Annotated in this window: 16 protein-coding genes and 1 tRNA gene; 8 read left to right on the top strand and 9 right to left on the bottom strand. The window is 57.0% G+C overall.

The window, feature by feature from the left end:
* Window positions 1-116: 116 nt before the first annotated feature.
* Window positions 117-192, top strand: a tRNA-Ala gene (locus QLG03_RS09585).
* 206 nt (window positions 193-398) lie between these two features.
* Window positions 399-2,570 (top strand): EAL domain-containing protein, encoded by a 2,172-nt coding sequence (locus tag QLG03_RS09580; protein WP_255988970.1) that lies wholly within the window; start codon window positions 399-401, stop codon window positions 2,568-2,570.
* Between the two features lie 48 nt (window positions 2,571-2,618).
* Here the strand turns inward: QLG03_RS09580 and nupC are convergent, their stop codons facing one another.
* Complete coding sequence (nupC, locus tag QLG03_RS09575; RefSeq protein WP_012540950.1) at window positions 2,619-3,821, bottom strand: nucleoside permease NupC; 1,203 nt, start codon at window positions 3,819-3,821, stop codon at window positions 2,619-2,621.
* A gap of 346 nt (window positions 3,822-4,167) precedes the next feature.
* Here nupC and QLG03_RS09570 point away from each other — a divergent pair, with 346 nt between their 5' ends.
* Complete coding sequence (locus tag QLG03_RS09570; RefSeq protein ID WP_004202021.1) at window positions 4,168-5,409, top strand: Nramp family divalent metal transporter; 1,242 nt, start codon at window positions 4,168-4,170, stop codon at window positions 5,407-5,409.
* Between the two features lie 57 nt (window positions 5,410-5,466).
* Here QLG03_RS09570 and QLG03_RS09565 read toward each other — a convergent pair whose 3' ends face one another.
* The gene (locus tag QLG03_RS09565; protein ID WP_023290584.1) at window positions 5,467-5,826 is read right to left on the bottom strand and encodes a DUF2502 domain-containing protein; all 360 of its coding nucleotides are present in this window, start codon (window positions 5,824-5,826) and stop codon (window positions 5,467-5,469) included.
* A 130-nt stretch (window positions 5,827-5,956) separates the two neighbouring features.
* Window positions 5,957-6,949 (bottom strand): L-glyceraldehyde 3-phosphate reductase, encoded by a 993-nt coding sequence (gene mgrA / locus QLG03_RS09560; RefSeq protein WP_023290583.1) that lies wholly within the window; start codon window positions 6,947-6,949, stop codon window positions 5,957-5,959.
* Window positions 6,950-7,129: 180 nt separating this feature from the next.
* Here mgrA and QLG03_RS09555 point away from each other — a divergent pair, with 180 nt between their 5' ends.
* Window positions 7,130-8,791: a thiamine pyrophosphate-binding protein gene (locus QLG03_RS09555; RefSeq protein ID WP_255988973.1), complete on the top strand. Its 1,662-nt coding sequence runs from the start codon at window positions 7,130-7,132 to the stop codon at window positions 8,789-8,791.
* On the opposite strand, the gene QLG03_RS09550 is transcribed toward QLG03_RS09555, so the two are convergent.
* Complete coding sequence (locus tag QLG03_RS09550; RefSeq protein WP_147733377.1) at window positions 8,788-10,023, bottom strand: ion channel protein; 1,236 nt, start codon at window positions 10,021-10,023, stop codon at window positions 8,788-8,790. The genes QLG03_RS09555 and QLG03_RS09550 overlap by 4 nt on opposite strands.
* A gap of 263 nt (window positions 10,024-10,286) precedes the next feature.
* Here QLG03_RS09550 and glk point away from each other — a divergent pair, with 263 nt between their 5' ends.
* Window positions 10,287-11,252: a glucokinase gene (gene glk, locus QLG03_RS09545; RefSeq protein WP_004202027.1), complete on the top strand. Its 966-nt coding sequence runs from the start codon at window positions 10,287-10,289 to the stop codon at window positions 11,250-11,252.
* Window positions 11,253-11,306: 54 nt separating this feature from the next.
* On the opposite strand, the gene QLG03_RS09540 is transcribed toward glk, so the two are convergent.
* Both QLG03_RS09540 and QLG03_RS09535 read right to left on the bottom strand, forming a co-directional pair.
* Window positions 11,307-12,044 carry a LytTR family DNA-binding domain-containing protein gene (locus QLG03_RS09540; protein WP_023290580.1) on the bottom strand — a complete coding sequence of 246 codons (738 nt, stop codon included), beginning with the start codon at window positions 12,042-12,044 and terminating at the stop codon, window positions 11,307-11,309.
* Window positions 12,045-12,055: 11 nt separating this feature from the next.
* Window positions 12,056-13,753: a sensor histidine kinase gene (locus QLG03_RS09535; RefSeq protein WP_023290579.1), complete on the bottom strand. Its 1,698-nt coding sequence runs from the start codon at window positions 13,751-13,753 to the stop codon at window positions 12,056-12,058.
* On the opposite strand from QLG03_RS09535, the gene QLG03_RS09530 reads away from it, so the two are divergent.
* The gene (locus QLG03_RS09530) at window positions 13,752-13,850 is read left to right on the top strand and encodes a hypothetical protein (RefSeq protein WP_032428955.1); all 99 of its coding nucleotides are present in this window, start codon (window positions 13,752-13,754) and stop codon (window positions 13,848-13,850) included. The two genes, QLG03_RS09535 and QLG03_RS09530, sit on opposite strands and share 2 nt — an antisense overlap.
* 286 nt (window positions 13,851-14,136) lie before the next feature.
* Window positions 14,137-15,351 (top strand): alanine transaminase, encoded by a 1,215-nt coding sequence (gene alaC, locus QLG03_RS09525; protein ID WP_004202031.1) that lies wholly within the window; start codon window positions 14,137-14,139, stop codon window positions 15,349-15,351.
* Window positions 15,352-15,421: 70 nt separating this feature from the next.
* Here the strand turns inward: alaC and ypdK are convergent, their stop codons facing one another.
* From ypdK to QLG03_RS09510, 3 genes are all read right to left on the bottom strand, one after another.
* On the bottom strand, window positions 15,422-15,493 hold the full coding sequence (gene ypdK / locus QLG03_RS09520) for a membrane protein YpdK (protein ID WP_099119320.1): 72 nt from the start codon (window positions 15,491-15,493) through the stop codon (window positions 15,422-15,424).
* A gap of 337 nt (window positions 15,494-15,830) precedes the next feature.
* Complete coding sequence (locus tag QLG03_RS09515; RefSeq protein WP_255988974.1) at window positions 15,831-17,027, bottom strand: CynX/NimT family MFS transporter; 1,197 nt, start codon at window positions 17,025-17,027, stop codon at window positions 15,831-15,833.
* Window positions 17,024-17,482: a nucleoside deaminase gene (locus tag QLG03_RS09510; RefSeq protein WP_023290577.1), complete on the bottom strand. Its 459-nt coding sequence runs from the start codon at window positions 17,480-17,482 to the stop codon at window positions 17,024-17,026. The genes QLG03_RS09515 and QLG03_RS09510 overlap by 4 nt, the downstream gene beginning before the upstream one ends.
* Window positions 17,483-17,614: 132 nt before the next feature.
* Here QLG03_RS09510 and cynR point away from each other — a divergent pair, with 132 nt between their 5' ends.
* Window positions 17,615-18,523 carry a transcriptional regulator CynR gene (gene cynR, locus QLG03_RS09505; protein ID WP_101862070.1) on the top strand — a complete coding sequence of 303 codons (909 nt, stop codon included), beginning with the start codon at window positions 17,615-17,617 and terminating at the stop codon, window positions 18,521-18,523.
* Window positions 18,524-18,532: the final 9 nt, after the last annotated feature.

Here is an 18,532-nt window from a genome sequence, read left to right as displayed (position 1 = left end):
GGGCTATAGCTCAGCTGGGAGAGCGCTTGCATGGCATGCAAGAGGTCAGCGGTTCGATCCCGCTTAGCTCCACCAAATTCTGCACCCAGCGGATTTGGTTCGTAAAGAGGTCCTGTGGGGCTATAGCTCAGCTGGGAGAGCGCTTGCATGGCATGCAAGAGGTCAGCGGTTCGATCCCGCTTAGCTCCACCAAAATTCAGAACCCTCGCTTCGGCGGGGGTTTTTTTTATCTATTTTCATGTAAAGCACTTTCTGGTTACGTCAGTTAATCTCCAGCTATTAAAATCGAAAGTAATTTCAGACTTTTTCCTGATAATTCACCTTGCTTGCCCTAAATAAGCAACATAACATTTCCCCCATTAAGCGTAATGAGGTTGCCGGAGTTTTAATTAACAATAATGGTTGATAAAATTAACATTAATATCAAAAAAACTCTGTTGGCCTTTATCGTCTGTTTAGTCGCTATTCCGCTGGCTCGTTTTATTTCACCGCAAACGGTTATTGATGGCAATCTTATTTATATTGCCTGGCTGCCAATCAGCGTAATGTTTTCTGTTATTTTTATCTTTGGTCGCTATGCGATTGCGCCATTAATTCTCGCCTTTGCCATTACCAATAGCCTGATAATTAAATTAACGCTACCGCAGGCGTTTATCTTACTCTTTTGTCAGCTGTTTGCGGTGTTCGTCTCCTGCGCTATTCTAAGACTGATGGTGGGTAAGCGCTGGCGCTGTGGTCCAACGGCGAAACATATGGGGGCGCGGATCTTCTGGGGCGGGTTCTTCGCGCCGGTGCTGCTGAAAATCACCATGTACCTCGCCGGACAATATTTTGCGTTTCCCCTATCTATTACCAGCTATTTTGGTAGTATGCCGTTGATTTACACCGTAATAGATATTCAAAGTTTAATCAGCGCAGCATTAATTTTTACCACCTTTTTATATTATCCAATGCGGATGATTATCAATCCATGCTACGCTCGACGATTCTGGCGGCAGGAATGTTTACCGTGGCTGGCAGCCAAATATCGTTCCTTTACGCTATATTGGTTTATTGCGCTGGCGGTGATATTAACGCTATTGTGTGCGCCGTATCAGTCTGAATTTATTGCCGGTTATTTAGTTCCGGTGATTTTTATCGTCTACTTTATCGGGATTAGCCGGATTGGTCATGCGCTGCTGCGTATTTCATGGTCGGTCTCGGCTTTTTTACTGGTGGTGTATAACAAAAACTTTCTCCAGGGTGTCCAAAGCGAGTATTCATTATCCTTTGTGCTGTCAGTGTTGATCTCCTTTACTATCTGTTTGTTTTATATGGCAGACACCTATGCCCGCAGCGATCGCAATAAACGCCGCTGGCGTAGTCAGGCGGAAGAAGATCCGCTGACTGGCTTGCCTAACCTGCGCGCGCTGGAGAGTCATTTACAGAGCTGTCCGCAGCAGGTTATCTGCAGCCTGCGTATTCATAATCTCGACTTTCTCAGCAGGCATTATGGCCTGATGATGGGGGTGGACTGTAAACGGCAGATTATTCGGGCGCTGCAACCGCTGCTGGGGGCGGCGGATAAAGTTTTCCAGGTGCCGGGCAGCGAACTGATCCTCGTGCTTGACGGACCGGAGCCTTCATCCCGTTTGCACCATATGGTCGCGGTTCTCAACCACAAAAAATTCAGCTGGCACAATCAGCCGCTGGATCTGGAGTTTGGCGCGGCCTGGGGCCGCGACGACGGTCAGCGCGAGGGCCTTCACCAGATGCTGGGTCAGCTAAGCTGGCTTTCCGAACAGGCGGGCAGCGAACGTCGGGTGCTGGCGCTGGATGAGGAGCAGGAGCTGGTGGTGGATCAAACCACCGAGCAGGTGCGCCTCCTCATGCGCGTCAAGCAGGTGCTCAAAGAGCGGGCGCTCATGCTCTATGCGCAACCGATTCAGAACAGGGAAGGGGAGGGATATCATGAGATCCTCACCCGGATGCGCTGTGGCGATAGCGTCATTATGCCCGATCAGTTTATCCCGTTGATTGTGCAGTTTAACCTCAGCCAACGTTTCGACATGCTGGTGCTGGAGACCTTGTTCAGCGTGCTTCATCAGCACGCTGGCCAGCGATTCTCGGTCAATCTGCTGCCTGCAACCCTGATGCAAAAGGATAGCGCCGCGCAGATTATCGCGCTGTTTCAACGCTATGCGGTCTCACCAGACCTTATCACTATTGAAGTCACTGAAGAGCAGGCCTTTTCCAATGCCGACATCAGCCGGCAAAATCTTGAAGCGCTGCGCGCGTTTGGCTGCGCCATCGCCATTGATGACTTTGGCACCGGATATGCGAACTATGAACGACTGAAGCATCTGCAGGCCGATATCATCAAGATTGACGGCTGCTTCGTCCGCGACATCCTCACTGACCCGCTGGACGCCATTATGGTGAAATCGATTGTCGAGATGGCGCGGGCGAAACAGATGAGCGTGGTGGCGGAATATGTCGAAAGCGAACCGCAAAAAGCGCGCTTGCTGGAGCTGGGGGTGAATTATCTGCAGGGCTACCTGGTGGGCAAGCCTCAGCCGCTGGGCGAATGACGGGTAAAAAAAAGCCGGGCATCGCCCGGCTCAGATGACAGGCGCCTGTTACAGAACCAGAGCCGCAATAGAAGCAGACAGGACGCTGACCAGCGTGGAGCCGTAAACCAGCTTCAGACCGAAGCGAGAAACCACGTTGCCCTGTTCTTCGTTCAGACCTTTGATCGCCCCGGCGATGATGCCGATAGACGAGAAGTTGGCGAAGGAGACCAGGAAGATAGAGATAATGCCTTCCGCGCGCGGGGAGAGCGTCGAGGCGATTTTCTGCAGATCCATCATGGCGACGAATTCATTGGAGACCAGCTTGGTAGCCATAATACTGCCCACCTGCAGCGCTTCGCTTGCCGGCACGCCCATCACCCAGGCGACCGGGTAGAAGATATAGCCAAGGATCCCCTGGAAGGAGATGCTGTAGCCGAACCAGCCGGTCACAGTGGCGAACAGGGCGTTCAGCGCGGAGATCAGCGCGATGAAGCCGATCAGCATCGCCGCCACGATAATCGCGACTTTAAAGCCCGCCAGAATGTACTCGCCCAGCATCTCGAAGAAGCTTTGACCTTCGTGCAGATTCGACATCTGCAGATTTTCTTCACTCTCTTCCACACGGTACGGGTTAATCAACGACAGAACGATAAAGGTGCTGAACATGTTGAGCACCAGCGCCGCGACGACGTACTTCGGCTGCAGCATGGTCATGTATGCGCCAACGATGGACATCGATACGGTGGACATCGCGGTCGCCGCCATGGTGTACATACGGTTGCGCGACATTTTGCCGAGAATATCTTTATAGGCAATAAAGTTTTCCGACTGGCCGAGGATCAGCGAGCTGACGGCGTTGAAGGACTCCAGCTTGCCCATGCCGTTGATTTTCGACAGCACGGTACCGATGGCGCGAATAACAATCGGCAGGATGCGAATATGCTGCAAAATACCGATCAACGCGGAAATGAAGACGATAGGGCACAGAACCTTAAGGAAGAAGAAGGCCAGACCTTTGTCGTTCATGCTGCCGAACACGAAGTTTGTCCCTTCGTTGGCAAAGCCGAGAAGTTTTTCAAACATCTCGGAGAAGCCTTTCACAAAACCCAGACCAATATCGGAGTTCAGGAAGAACCAGGCCAGCAGGACTTCAATGACAAGCAGTTGAACAACATAACGAATACGGATCTTTTTACGGTCATGACTGACCAACAGGGCCAGTATAGCCACCACAACGATCGCGAGGACAAAATGCAAGACGCGGTCCATAGTTGCTCCAAATATGAGGCAGGTTAAATTTCCGTGCACATTCTATGCAACGGCTTTAAAGAAAACGAGATCAATTGCACACTATTGCAAGGAACTGTGACCAATGGCAAAAATAGTGATCAAACATCCACTTTTGTTATGTTACGTAAAGGTTTTAAAAGTTGCATTCTTGTACTACTCTTAATAGCGGGCGCGATCGGGTTTATTGACGCCCGTTTTTCATTTCCGGCCAGCAATTGTTCCCTCCTATCACAGCAATCATTATCTCCATTCTAAATGAACTTGATAATCATTCGCATTTTGATAGCATGAAACATAGCAAAGGCTATATTTCCAGAGGCAGAAGATGACTAGCAGTCGCGTTGAGAATAGCAGTAGTCGCGCCGCGCGCAAGGTGAAGCTCGCCTTAATGGGGCCAGCTTTCGTCGCTGCCATTGGCTATATCGATCCGGGTAATTTCGCCACGAATATTCAGGCTGGCGCCAGCTTTGGCTATCAGCTGCTGTGGGTGGTGGTATGGGCCAACCTGATGGCAATGCTGATCCAGGTGCTCTCTGCCAAACTCGGCATTGCCACCGGTAAAAACCTGGCCGAGCAGATCCGCGACCATTACCCGCGCCCGGTAGTGTGGTTTTACTGGGTGCAGGCGGAAATCATCGCCATGGCCACCGACCTGGCCGAATTTATCGGCGCTGCGATTGGCTTTAAGCTGGTGCTGGGCGTATCGCTTCTGCAAGGGGCGGTGCTGACCGGGGTGGCGACCTTCCTGATCCTGATGCTGCAGCGGCGCGGACAAAAACCGCTGGAGAAGGTGATTGGCGGCTTGCTGCTGTTTGTTGCCGTCGCCTATGTCGTTGAGTTGATCTTTTCCCAGCCCGCGCTGGCTCCCCTGACCAAAGGGCTGGCGATCCCTACGCTGCCCAACGGCGAGGCGGTATTCTTAGCCGCCGGGGTGCTGGGGGCCACCATTATGCCGCACGTGATCTACTTACACTCCTCGCTTACCCAGCACCTGCACGGCGGGACGCGAAAAGAACGCTATAACGCGACCCGCTGGGATGTGGCGATCGCCATGACCATTGCCGGGTTCGTCAACCTGGCGATGATGGCGACCGCCGCGGCGGCATTCCATTTCAATGGCCATACCGGCGTCGCCGATCTTGATCAGGCTTACAGAACGCTGGAGCCGCTGCTGAGCCATGCGGCGGCGACCATCTTTGGCCTCAGCCTGGTCGCTGCAGGTTTATCATCGACGGTGGTGGGGACTCTCGCAGGTCAGGTGGTCATGCAGGGCTTCATTCGCTTTCATATTCCGCTGTGGTTTCGCCGGGCGGTCACTATGCTGCCGTCGTTTGTCGTCATTCTGCTGGGGCTGGATCCAACGCGCATCCTGGTGATGAGTCAGGTGTTGCTGAGCTTTGGTATTGCGCTTGCCCTGGTACCGCTGCTGATATTTACCAGCAATGCAAAGCTAATGGGAGACCTGGTGAATACCCGCTGGGTGAGAGGCATCGGCTGGGCGATAGTCGCGATTGTGGTGAGCCTGAACGGCTGGTTAATTGTGGGATCGCTGCTCGGGGTGGATTAATGGCCTCCTGATGCGGAATAAAGCGAAGGGGAGCCGATGGGCTCCCCTTTTCGTCTGTTAGTGATGGCCATGTCCATGACCGTGACCACGCCCGCCGGGACCACGTCCCCAGCCGCCGCGGCGATCGTCGCGGTCGCTCCAGCCCGCGCGATAGCCGCGCTCCCAGGCTTTATCTCTGCCTTTGTACCAGCCTTTGTGCCAGCCGTTGTCATGACGATGCCAACGGTTATCACGCCATTCATAGTGACGACGCCAGTAATCACGGTCGCGCCAGCTGCCACCGTCCCAGTAGTTACCGTAATTGTCACGATCGCCAATTTGTAATTTTATCGATGGCAACAGGGTGATTTCACCAGCGTTAGCGACTAATGGCGCTGCGGCCAGCAGTACTGCTGCCAGAATCAGTGACCTGAACATACTCTTCTCCTTCACGATCGGGGCCCTAAGCGGCCTGTTAACGTGATATTACGGGCCGGTAAAGACCTATCGCATCGGACGAACTCCGAAAGCACAGAAAAGAGCACTTTTTGCTAAAGTAACATTTGCTTTACAGCGCCAGGATGGCATCAATCGCGGCGCACTCTTCGGCGCTGAAATGACGATGTTTCAGCATTCCGACAGCGTCATCCAGCTGGGCGGTTTTGCTGGCGCCGATCAGCACGGAGGTGACTTTCTCCTCACGCAGCACCCAGGCCAGCGCCATCTGCGACAGCTTCTGCCCGCGTGCTTCCGCCAGCGTATTCAGCTGACGAATTTTTTCTAATCTGGCGCTGGTCAGCTGCTCCGGCTGCAGAAAACGACTGCTGCTGGCGGCACGTGAGTCTGCCGGAATGCCGTTGAGATAGCGGTCGGTGAGTTGTCCGCCGGCCAGCGGTGAAAACGCTATACTTCCCACCCCTTCCGTCTGCAAAAAATCCAGCAGCCCCTCTTCCACGCCGCGTTCAAACATGGAGTAGCGGGGCTGGTGAATGACGCAGGGGGTGCCGAGATCGTTAAGGATCTTCACCGCCTCCCGCGCCTGGGCCAGCGGATAGTTGGAGATGCCGACGTACAGCGCTTTACCCTGGCGGACAAGGTGATCAAGCGCGCGCATCGTTTCCGTCAGCGGTGTCTCCGGGTCCGGGCGGTGATGATAAAAAATATCGACATATTCCAGCCCCATGCGCTGCAGGCTCTGGTTAAGGCTGGCCACCAGATATTTGCGTGAACCCCAGTCCCCGTAAGGGCCGTCCCACATGGTGTAGCCCGCCTTGGTGGAGATGATCAACTCATCGCGATAGGGCAGGAGCGCCTCTTTGAGGATGCGGCCAAAATTGCTCTCCGCCGAGCCCGGCGGCGGCCCATAGTTGTTGGCCAGGTCGAAATGGGTAATGCCGAGGTCAAATGCGTGCTGGAGCATCTGCCGGCTGGTTTCCACCCGCGTTTCATCGCCAAAGTTATGCCACAGACCGAGAGAAATTGCCGGCAGCTGAAGGCCGCTGCGGCCGCAGCGACGATAGGCCATCGTTTGATATCGCGTGGTACTTGCCTGGTAAACCATTCTTCCTCCGCAGATAAAACAGGGTGTGTATACGTTTACACTAATCAATGTTCTGCGTGGAGTACATCGCTTTTTCGGCGTAATTATTGCTTTACACTGCCTTTATCGCTCCCTTTCTGGACAGGCGGATCGCTTATTCAATACTCAAATTACACCTGCGCCAAAATGAGGAAAATGGATATGCAACCGACTTACACTATTGGGGATTATCTGCTGGATCGCCTCGTCGACTGCGGTATTGACCGCTTGTTCGGCGTGCCGGGAGATTACAACTTACAGTTTCTCGACCGGGTCATTGCGCATAATGCCTTGGGGTGGGTCGGCTGCGCCAACGAGCTCAATGCGGCCTATGCTGCTGACGGTTATGCACGCATTAAGGGAGCCGGTGCGTTACTTACAACCTACGGCGTCGGCGAACTGAGCGCCCTGAACGGCGTGGCGGGCAGCTATGCGGAGCATATTCCGGTATTACATATCGTCGGCGCGCCCTCCACTGGCGCTCAGCAGCGCGGCGAACTGCTGCATCACACCCTGGGCGACGGCGATTTCCGCCATTTTGCGCGGATGAGCGAGCAGATCACCTGTAGCCAGGCGCTGCTGACCGCCGGCAACGCCTGCCATGAGATCGACCGTGTTCTGCGCGATATGCTGACGCATCATCGGCCTGGCTATCTGATGCTGCCGGCCGATGTCGCCAGAGCGGCAGCGATTGCCCCAGCGCAGCGCTTGCTGGTGGAGGCCGCTCCGGCGGATGAAAACCAGCTCGCCGGATTCTGCGAGCATGCCAGCCGCCTGCTGCGGGGCAGTCGACGCATCTCCCTGCTGGCGGACTTCCTCGCGCAACGCTATGGCCTGCAAAACACGCTCCGGGAGTGGGTGGCGAAAACCCCCGTCGCCCACGCCACCATGCTAATGGGCAAGGGGCTGTTCGATGAGCAGCAGAGAGGTTTTGTCGGCACCTACAGCGGTATCGCCAGCGCGCCGCAGACCCGGGAGGCCATCGAAAACGCCGACACCATCATCTGCATCGGCACGCGCTTCACCGACACCATCACCGCGGGATTCACCCAGCATCTGGCGCGGGATAAGACGATAGAGATCCAGCCCTTCGCGGTCAGGGTGGGCGATCACTGGTTCAGCGGCGTGCCGATGGATCAGGCACTGGCTGCGCTGATGACCCTTTCCGCACCGCTGGCGGCGGAGTGGGCTGCGCCTCAGGTCGTGGCGCCGGAAGTGGAGGAGGGGGCCGACGGCGAACTCACGCAGAAAAATTTCTGGGCGACGGTGCAGGGGGCGCTGCGTCCCGGCGATATTATTCTCGCCGACCAGGGGACGGCCGCCTTCGGCATTGCCGCGCTGAAGCTGCCGTCAGAGGCGTCGCTGATCGTCCAGCCGCTGTGGGGCTCGATTGGTTTTACCCTCCCGGCCGCCTATGGCGCGCAAATCGCGGCGGCAGAGCGGCGGGTGGTGCTGATTGTCGGCGATGGCGCCGCCCAGCTGACGATTCAGGAGATGGGCTCTATGCTGCGCGATAAGCAAAAGCCGCTTATTCTGCTGCTGAATAACGAAGGGTATACCGTGGAACGGGCGATTCACGGCCCGGAGCAGCGCTACAATGACATTGCCCTGTGGGACTGGCGACGCCTGCCGGAAGCCTTCGCCCCGGACGTTGCCTCGCGCTGCTGGCGGGTTACGCACACCGATGAGCTACGAGAGGCGATGGCGGAGAGCATCACCTCCGATACGCTCACCCTGGTGGAAGTGATGCTGCCGAAAATGGATATTCCCGATTTCCTGCGCGCGGTGACGCAGGCGCTGGAGGAACGAAACAGCCGCGTTTAGTCGGTATGGTGTCTGGCAATCATCAAGGGCCTCCCGGCCAGCAGCAGCCAGGCCGGGAGCATCACAATGCACAGCAGCGGCAGCAGCGTGGTGTCCGGCACCACCACGGCGGCCATAAACAGGCTCAGCCAGCCGTCGCGGGTGACGACCAGCACCATGCCGAGGATCGCGCAGGAGACGGTGATCGCCGCCGGCACGGCGTCCACGTGGGCATGCAGCATCAGCCCCAGCGCCACGCCGACGAAGACCGCGGGGAAAATCCGCCCGCCGCGAAAGCCGCAGGCCGAGGCGAGAACCAGCGCAGCCAGTTTAACCAGCGCGATGAGCAGATAATCCGAGGCTGTCAGCGTCTGGCTGAAGGCCAGCTGCTGCATCTCATCCAGCCCCTTAAACAACGTTAAATGTCCGCCAATGGTCCCGAGGATCCCTAACAGCAAGCCGCCGAGGCCCAGCGTCAGGATCGGGTTTTTCAGGCGGTGCATCAGCGTGTGCAGGCGCGGCAGACACCAGACGGCGACCATACCGACGGCGATAGCGATTAGGGCGACGATCATGCCGCTGACAATATCGACGAAGTGCATCTGGCTATAGTGTGGGAGCGGCAGCGTGAAGTGGGGGTGGAAAAACAGCCCGGTGGTCAGCGCGCCCGCGGCGGCGGCAAGCATCGGGGCAAACAGACGATCCCATAGCGGCGACTCGTTGCTGCTGTTGAGGGTTTGCGAAAAAATCAGCGCGGCGGCCACCGGGGTGCCGAAGAGGGCGCCGATGGTGCCTGAGGCCGCGAGAATGGTCCAGTCAAGAGAGCTGACCCGCGGGAACAGTCGGGAGCCGACGGCGACGGCCAGCGCAATATTCACCACCATAATCGGATGCTCCGGGCCGAGGCTGACGCCGCCGGCGAGGCCAAGGATCAGCGCCGCCAGCAGCCCGGGCAGCGCGCCGGTGGCAATGGGCGCGCCGATTAACGACTCGGTCGCCGGGTCCGGCCCGGCATGCCCCGGGCTGTAACGGACGACCAGGCCCACCGCGATCCCCGTCGCCGTGAGAATGGCGATGATCCACAGCGGGTTCTCGGCGCTTACTCCAAACTGCACAGGCAGATTGCTCCACAGGATGCGCTGCAGCAACGCGGCAACCTTCATCGCGCCGATCAGGATCAGACTGGAGGCGATGCCAATCAGGATAGCCGGCACCGACAGGATCAGCATTGTTCTGGCGCGAGGATGGAGCATGAAAATGTCCTTGTTAAAGTTCAGGAGCACTACTTTGCCTTTGTCGGCGGGGACCGTCGATGCAAATGGTGCTGAAACGATAAAGTTAAGGCGGCGTCTGATACCCGTGGCCTCGTTAATAGGCTACTTTGCATTGATTACAAACTAAATGTGACCTGTGTCGCTAAACAAGGGGCGTCCGCGAGTTGGACGTTGTTGTTAAGCCGCCATGAATTTACAGTGTGCCAAAAGATTTATTTTGACTTTAGCGGAGCCGTAACGGAATGACAAAATTTGCTTTAGTAGGAGATGTCGGGGGGACCAACGCCCGCCTGGCGCTGTGTGATCTGGCGAGCGGAGAGATCTCTCGTGCAAAGACCTATTCCGGGCTCGATTATCCCAGTCTGGAGGCGGTGGTGCGCGTCTATCTCGAGGAGCATCAGGTGACGGTCAGCGAAGGCTGTATCGCTATCGCCTGCCCGATCACCGGCGACTGGGTGGCGATGACCAACCATACCTGGGCCTTCTCCATCGCCGAGATGAAGCGCAACCTTGGCTTTGCGCACCTGGAGATTATTAACGATTTCACCGCCGTTTCAATGGCCATCCCGATGCTGAAAGCCGAGCACCTGATTCAGTTCGGCGGCAGCGCGCCGGTAGCCGGCAAACCGATCGCCGTTTATGGCGCCGGAACCGGGCTGGGCGTAGCCCATCTGGTACACGTTGATAAGCGCTGGGTCAGCCTGCCGGGCGAAGGCGGCCATGTCGATTTTGCGCCGAACAGCGAAGAAGAGGGCATTATTCTGGAAGAGCTGCGCGCTGAGCTAGGGCATGTCTCCGCAGAACGCGTCCTCTCCGGTCCTGGTCTGGTCAACCTTTATCGCGCGATAGTCAAATCGGATGGACGACTGCCGGAGAACCTGCAGCCGCGTGAGGTCACCGAGCGGGCGCTGGCGGATAGCTGCACCGACTGTCGCCGGGCGCTGTCGCTGTTCTGCGTCATTATGGGGCGCTTCGGTGGAAACCTGGCGCTGACCCTGGGGACGTTTGGCGGCGTCTATATCGCAGGCGGCATCGTGCCGCGCTTCCTGGAGTTCTTTAAAGCCTCCGGCTTCCGCGGCGGTTTTGAGGACAAAGGCCGTTTTAAAGCCTATGTCCAGGATATCCCGGTTTACCTGATCGTGCATGACAACCCAGGCCTGCTGGGCTCCGGCGCGCATCTGCGTCAGACGCTGGGTCAGGTGCTGTAAGCGCATTCCTCCCGGGCTACTGTCGTAGCCCGGCCAGGCGGGGCTCCCCGCCGTCTACAGATTCATCAGCTGGCGAAACTCTTTCACTTTACTGCGACTGACCGGAACCTGAAACTCCAGGTCGCGCAGGCGTAGCACATAGGTATTGTTAAACCACGGCTCTATTTCCCGAATTTTGCTGAGATTCACACAGTACGAGCGGTGACAGCGAAAGAAATGTGCGGTGGGCAGTTTGCTGCAGAATTCGGTAATGTTCATCGGCATGACGAATGACTCCCGGCGAGTGTAGACGAAGGTCATCTTCTCGTGCGCCTCGGCATAATAGATATCATGAATGCTGGTGACGATGATCCGCTCATCTTTTATCAGATTGATGGTGTCGTTTTCCCGAGGCGCCACGCTGGTTAACCCGGAAGCGGCGTTATTTTGCTGCTGCCAGGCGGCGGTCAGCTTCTGCAGCATATTGATGATGCGCGACTCCTGGTAGGGCTTCAGAATGTAGTCAAACGCCTCCAGCTCAAAGGCTTCCACGGCGTGTTCTTTCCACGCGGTGATAAAGACGATAAAAGGCTTATGGGCGAACTGGCTGATGTTCTGCGCCAGCAGAACGCCGTCCAGCGATGGAATATTGATATCGAGAAAGATGGCGTCGACCTTGTTGTGCTGGAGAAATTTCAGCACGTCCAGTCCGTCGTCAAAGCTGCCGACGATCTCCATCTGGCTGTGGGTGTTGATAAGCCAGGAGAGTTCCTGTTGGGCCAGAAACTCATCCTCCACAATGATAACTTTCATCTTTTCTCCGCTCATGACAACAGAGACTCCGTCAGCGCCTGCGGCGTAGAGTGATTGGGGACATAAAAAGCGATCTCCGTTCCTGGCGTCAGGGTGCGGATATGCAGCCCCTCGCCATAGAGAAGTTTCACCCGATGATGAACGTTGAGCAGGCCGATTTTGTTACCCGGCATTTCATCGGCTTCCACGCGGGCGACCACGGCGGGATCGATGCCGTTGCCGGTGTCGCGAACGCTGATGCGAACCCGATTACCGCACTCATTGATGCCGATCGTCACCACGCCTTTCCCTTTACACGGCTGAATGCCGTGCACAATGGCATTTTCCACCAGAGGCTGGATAAGCAGGCTTGGGATCACGCAGCTGACGTCGTCGTCAATATCATAGATAACCGTCAGTTTGTCGCCGAATCGCGCCTGTTCAATGGCGATGTAATCTTTGATCTGATACAGCTCTCGTTTGATATCAATCTGCTCATCGTCTTTTAATTCGATGTTATAGCGCAGATAGCGCGACAGATTAAAAATGAGCTGGCGCGCGGTGTCCGGATTAAGGCGAATCGAGGAGGAGATCGCGTTCAGGGCATTGAATAAAAAGTGCGGGTTAATCTTGCTTTGCAGAGCGCGCAGCTCCGCTTTGTTGGCCATCTCCCGTAGCTGTTCGGCGCGGGAAACCTCCAGCTGGGTGGAGATGATTTGTGACAGGCCTATCGCCATCTCCTGCAGCGTCGAGGTGATGCGATGGGCGTGGCAGTAATAGATTTTTAGCGTACCGGTGACCACCCCTTTTTCCCACAGCGGAATGACCATCAAGGAGTGGATCTCCGGCGTGCGGTGGGCTTCATCATTGTTTTTAATAATGATTTTTCCATAACGGATGGCCTGTCGGGTGGTGGGACTGATGACATCGTTATGATGTTGATAGTTGGCTTCACCGACGCCCACGTAGGCCAGCACGTGTTCCGTATTGGTGATCGCCACCGCGTCGGCGGTAATGTCGCGGCGGATAATGTCGCAAACCTGGCGCAGAGAATCGCTGTTGACCTGACGGAACAGCGGCAGGGTTTTGTTGGCAATGTCGAGCGCCAGTTTCGCCTGCCGCGCGGCGCTGGCCTCCTTTTCCCCTTCCACGCTCTGCACCAGCAGCACTATAAAACCGATGCAGACGCTGCCGAGGATCATCGGGATACCAATTTTCGAAACAATATCCACGCCGAGGCTGAGGGAAGGGGCCCAGATCACCACCAGGATCATGGTCAGAGTCTCACAGACCATTCCGGCCAGAATGCCGATTTTCCAGCGTTGATCGCGGGCCACTTTGCGGTTAATCAACCCCGACAGCAGGCCGGCGATGATGCTGGTGATAAAGCAGGGCACGGCGGTCACGCCGTCAATATCAATCAGATAGCGGTGCACACCGGCAATCACCCCGACAATGGCCCCCACCCAGGGACCAAACAGGATCCCGCCGGACATCACGGCGATGATGCGCACGTTTACCAGCGATCCTTCCACCGGCACACCGGACCAGGTACTGAAGAGCGCGAACAGCGAGAAAATGGCGGTGACAGCCAGCAGCTCTTTCGGCGTATGCGCCGACTTATGCAACAGTTCGCGGAACAGGCGCAGGCGAATGAGAAAAAACAGGCAAATAAGCATCAGGGCCGCACGATCATAGACCGCCAGCATCATAGTAAAGATTTCGTGCATGGGTGCGCCGCGTCAGTGGCCAGAAAAGGACATGATAAAAAACCTGACGACAGAAGACCAGCCGCAGAAAAATAATGAGGAAAAGGCGCACTTTTAAAAGGGGATTGAGGGGTGGGGAGGCGATGTACCGCCAGACGCCAGAAGAAACGATAAATACCCGTGATAGAAAAGATATCAATATGTTACCACTTGCAGACAAAACGGTATTCATCCCGCAGCGTACTGCCGTATTTAGCGCAGACGATACCCGTTTTTAACGCCAGTGATTATTTTTCGTCAGGGCACTCGACAACGTGATTTTTTTCAGGTTATTTTCTAAACGAGCCGCAACAGCGGCAGCGTCGCTCGGACGGTCCGGGCGCTAACGTTAATCAGAGGAACCTATGGCTGAATCCAGTCCTGAACGCCGTTTTACGCGTATCGATCGTCTCCCCCCGTACGTTTTTAATATTACTGCCGAACTGAAAATGGCTGCGCGCCGGCGCGGCGAAGATATTATTGATTTCAGTATGGGCAATCCCGATGGCGCGACGCCGCCGCATATCGTGGAAAAACTCTGCACCGTCGCCCAGCGGCCTGACACCCATGGTTACTCTACCTCGCGGGGGATCCCACGCCTGCGTCGCGCTATTTCGCGCTGGTACGAAGAACGCTATAACGTCGATATCGATCCAGAATCGGAAGCGATCGTCACCATTGGTTCGAAAGAGGGGCTGGCGCACCTGATGTTGGCGACGCTGGATCATGGCGACACCGTGCTGGTGCCGAACCCCAGCTACCCGATCCATATCTACGGCGCGGTGATTGCCGGGGCGCAGGTGCGCTCGGTGCCGCTGGTGGAAGGGGTGGATTTCTTTAACGAACTGGAACGCGCCATCCGCGAGAGCTATCCGAAGCCGAAGATGATGATCCTTGGCTTTCCCTCGAATCCGACCGCGCAGTGCGTCGAGCTGGATTTCTTTGAAAAGGTTGTCGCCCTGGCGAAGCAGTATGACATCCTGGTCGTCCACGATCTGGCCTATGCCGATATCGTGTATGACGGCTGGAAAGCGCCCTCCATCATGCAGGTGCCCGGCGCGCGCGATGTCGCCGTCGAGTTCTTTACCCTGTCGAAAAGCTATAACATGGCCGGCTGGCGCATTGGCTTTATGGTCGGCAATAAGACCCTGGTGAACGCCCTTGCCCGCATCAAAAGCTACCATGACTACGGCACGTTTACGCCGCTGCAGGTGGCGGCGATCGCTGCCCTGGAGGGCGATCAGCAATGCGTGCGGGATATCGCTGAACAGTATAAGCGCCGCCGCGATGTGCTGGTGAAAGGGCTCCATGAGGCCGGCTGGATGGTGGAGTGTCCGAAAGCGTCCATGTACGTCTGGGCGAAAATTCCGGAACCTTATGCCGACATGGGCTCGCTGGAGTTTGCGAAAAAGCTGCTTAACGAAGCGAAGGTTTGCGTTTCTCCGGGGATTGGCTTTGGCGATTATGGCGATACCCATGTCCGCTTCGCGCTGATCGAGAACCGGGACCGGACGCGTCAGGCGATCCGCGGCATTAAGGCGATGTTCCGCGCGGATGGCTTGCTGCCCGCCGCGAGCTAGCGCTTCGGCGAATACGCTATAACAAAAACGGGAGCCTCTGGGCTCCCGTTTTTTTTGACACCGCTGCAGTCTAGATCATCAGGGCAAAAGTACCGGCCCAAACGATGACCATAAAAGAGAGGCCCATAAAGAAGTATTTCACGACTCATCACTCCACGCGCTTATGCGACGTTCAAATGAATTAATTGTTCTGTTTTTCAAGGGCTGTCGCTGGTGAAATCTCACCCTGCGGCAGCTCGCAATTCTGTGCGTTAAGTGCTCCAGATGGCGCTAATGTACGCCTAAAAAATCAGGGAAACAAGAGGCATTTTTTTATTAATTTTTAGTTACTTACGAGTGTCGTGATTCGGCGACACATTAATTTCGCCCGGTAATAAATTTAGCGCCAGCGACGCTGCGAAAACGGGTTTCTCATCAGGGCGATTAGCGGGGCTAGTCAGGCTTGGCGCGCGGCATTCACGTTGCCACGCGCCACCGGTTTAATGCAGATCAGAGGCGCGCTGTCGCCACTCGGCAGGGTAGTGTGCCGGGATAAAGCGCAGCGTGATCGCCATGAGTAACAGGACACAGAGCGCATGCCAGGACCAGTCAAGGGTGTAGTTCCCGCTCAGGCTACGCAGCAGGCCGGAAAGCCAGGGCGACAGGCCGGCGATAATAAATCCGATACCCTGCATAAAGGCTACCAGCCGGCCGGCCACCGTCGGTTGTCCGGCGTGATCGAGGGCCAGCACCAGGCACAGGGGAAACGCGCCGCCCAGACCGACGCCGCAGGCGAGAGCCCAGAGCGCGGAGAAGTGCTGCGGCAGCCAGATGAAGCCGCAGAAGCCAATCAGCTGGAGCGCCAGAGCAAACAGCAGAAGCTGGCGCCGGTCATCCTGGCGAGCCAGCGCCGGCAGCAGCAGCGCGCCCGCGGTTTGCCCAACCGTCAGCAACGCCAGCAGCGAGCCGCTGTACTGGGCGCTGTCGCCAAGCTGCATATAATAGGGCGGCAGCCAGGCGATCAGACTGGCGTAGCCGGCATTGATCAGTCCGAAATAGAGCCCCAGCGTCCAGGCGCGGCGCTGGCCAATAATCGCTACCCGGGGGGCGGCGCTGGTCTGATGCGGAGCACGGGGCAGGTGCCGGCAAATCGCCAGCCAGCTGAGCAGGGCGAGGAGGGCGGGGAGCGCCCACCAGGCCAGCGCATCCCGCCAGGCTGTGCTGTGCGACGCCAGCCACGGCGTTAACGCGGCGCCTAACCCGCCACCGCCCATTAGCGCAGCTGACCATAACCCCATTACCAGCGGCGTCCGTCGGGCGAATAAGCGCTTAATCACCGCCGGGATGGCAGCCTGGATGATGCCGATGCCAACGCCTCCGGCCAGGGCGCTGGTGAGCAGTAGGCCGCTATTCGGGGCGATTTCCCGCAACAGGGCGCCCGCCGCGATAATCAGCAGGCTTAGCGCAATGCTACGGTTTTGACCGACATGACGATCGACCCAGCCGGCGGCCAGCGCCAGCACGCCCATCGCTACCACCGGCAGGGCGGTCAGTAGCGCGGCCAGGGTATAGCTCATCCCGCTGGCGGCGCGGATCTCCGGAAGCAAAGGGCCGATGGAGGTGAGCAGCGGCCGCATATTTATGCCGATCAGCACCAGGATCCCCAGCGTCAGATTCTGTCGCAACACGGCTTTCATGGCTGCTGTTCCGCCCACCGCTGATAAACTGCCAGCCCCTCCGGCTGGGGGCGATGATGGATCGGCAACGTCTGCTGCGCCAGCGGCTGCTGCAACTGCTGATAAATCGCGGCGGTAGATAGCTGAAAAGGCTCTCCGTCCTGATTGCTGTTGGCGAAAAATACTTCCCGCACGCCGGTTAAATAGAGTGCGCTAAGACACATCGGACAAGGCTGTCCGCTGGCGTAAATAACGCATTCGCGCAGAACTTCGCTTCCCAGCCTGGCGGCAATATCGCGAACGGCATTCAGTTCGGCATGCGCCGTTGGGTCGCCGCTCAGATGAAAGGTGTTGACGGCTTCGGCGACAACCTCGTTATGGCGCACCATCACGGCGCCAAAGGGGCGACCACCGTGGGTTGTGTTGTGTTTTGCCAGCGCTAAGGCGCGCTGGAGATAGCGATCGTGAGCGGACATAGTCACTCCTGCATAAGATGATGTTCAAGGTAAAAGAGGCAACGGGTCGTGCGTAGAGGGTACGTAACTTGTTTCATAAGTTAAAAGACTTATTTATGATGAACCCTAGTTGAATTACTTATAGGTAAGCGGATGCTCCTGCGCCATCTTTCCTACTTTATCGCTGTGGCAGAACACCGTAGCTTTACCCGCGCCGCCGCGGCGCTGCACGTCTCCCAGCCGGCGCTGTCACAGCAGATCCGCCAGCTGGAAGCCATGCTGGAGGTTCAGCTTTTCGACCGCTCTGGCCGTTATATCCGGTTAACCGATGCCGGAGAGATCTGGCTGGAGTATGCCCGCCGGGCGTTACGCGATCTTGAGGAGGGGCGGCGCGCTCTGCATGACGCTGAGGATCTGCAGCGCGGCAAACTCCGCATTGCCATGACGCCGACCTTCACCACCTATATGCTGGGACCGCTGGTGGAAAACTACTATCGACGCTACCCCGGCGTGAAATTGCTGATCCAGGAGATGAACCAGGAGCGCATGGAAATGATGTTGCTGCAGGATGAACTGGATGTCGGCATCGCCTTTGACGACAGTCGTTCCCCGGATATTGTCGTTCAGCCGCTGCTGACGGAAACCCTCGCGCTGGTGGTGAGCCGCACGCATCCTCTGGCCAGAGAGAACGCGCTCAGGCTGCAGGCGCTCGACGCGCAGCCGCTGATTTTACTGAGCAGCGAGTTTGCCACCCGGGAGCAGATCGATCGTTATTGTCGTCGTCATCGGCTCGAACCTGACGTGCAGATGGAGGCCAACTCTATCGGCGCCGTTCTGTCGGTCATTCGGCGAACGCCCCTTGCGACACTGCTGCCGGCGGCGATCGCCGGGCAGTATGATGATGTGGTGGCGATTGAGCTGGAACCCGCGCTGCTGCAGCGAACGGCCTGTTTGCTCCAGCGCAGGGATGCGTGGCAGAGCGCCGCGGCACGCGAATTTATCGCCCTGGCGCGGGAGATTGCGCTAACGCTTGAGCAGGAAAACCGCCTGCCTCCTGCCTGAAGGCGTGCG

This window comes from Klebsiella sp. V115_8 (genome assembly GCF_029967715.1).
Classification (GTDB): Bacteria; Pseudomonadota; Gammaproteobacteria; order Enterobacterales; family Enterobacteriaceae; genus Klebsiella; species Klebsiella quasipneumoniae.
The sequence above is the reverse complement of the archived record's forward strand: the minus strand, read 5'-3'. Positions and strand labels throughout refer to the sequence as shown.

Bases quoted from the DNA above. Each gene is read 5' to 3' on its own strand.
- QLG03_RS09580 (WP_255988970.1), top strand. From the start codon at position 399: ATGGTTGATAAAATTAACATTAATATCAAAAAAACTCTGTTGGCCTTT.
- nupC (WP_012540950.1), bottom strand. From the start codon at position 3,821: ATGGACCGCGTCTTGCATTTTGTCCTCGCGATCGTTGTGGTGGCTATA.
- QLG03_RS09570 (WP_004202021.1), top strand. From the start codon at position 4,168: ATGACTAGCAGTCGCGTTGAGAATAGCAGTAGTCGCGCCGCGCGCAAG.
- QLG03_RS09565 (WP_023290584.1), bottom strand. From the start codon at position 5,826: ATGTTCAGGTCACTGATTCTGGCAGCAGTACTGCTGGCCGCAGCGCCA.
- mgrA (WP_023290583.1), bottom strand. From the start codon at position 6,949: ATGGTTTACCAGGCAAGTACCACGCGATATCAAACGATGGCCTATCGT.
- QLG03_RS09555 (WP_255988973.1), top strand. From the start codon at position 7,130: ATGCAACCGACTTACACTATTGGGGATTATCTGCTGGATCGCCTCGTC.
- QLG03_RS09550 (WP_147733377.1), bottom strand. From the start codon at position 10,023: ATGCTCCATCCTCGCGCCAGAACAATGCTGATCCTGTCGGTGCCGGCT.
- glk (WP_004202027.1), top strand. From the start codon at position 10,287: ATGACAAAATTTGCTTTAGTAGGAGATGTCGGGGGGACCAACGCCCGC.
- QLG03_RS09540 (WP_023290580.1), bottom strand. From the start codon at position 12,044: ATGAAAGTTATCATTGTGGAGGATGAGTTTCTGGCCCAACAGGAACTC.
- QLG03_RS09530 (WP_032428955.1), top strand. From the start codon at position 13,752: ATGGGTGCGCCGCGTCAGTGGCCAGAAAAGGACATGATAAAAAACCTG.
- QLG03_RS09535 (WP_023290579.1), bottom strand. From the start codon at position 13,753: ATGCACGAAATCTTTACTATGATGCTGGCGGTCTATGATCGTGCGGCC.
- alaC (WP_004202031.1), top strand. From the start codon at position 14,137: ATGGCTGAATCCAGTCCTGAACGCCGTTTTACGCGTATCGATCGTCTC.
- QLG03_RS09515 (WP_255988974.1), bottom strand. From the start codon at position 17,027: ATGAAAGCCGTGTTGCGACAGAATCTGACGCTGGGGATCCTGGTGCTG.
- QLG03_RS09510 (WP_023290577.1), bottom strand. From the start codon at position 17,482: ATGTCCGCTCACGATCGCTATCTCCAGCGCGCCTTAGCGCTGGCAAAA.
- cynR (WP_101862070.1), top strand. From the start codon at position 17,615: ATGCTCCTGCGCCATCTTTCCTACTTTATCGCTGTGGCAGAACACCGT.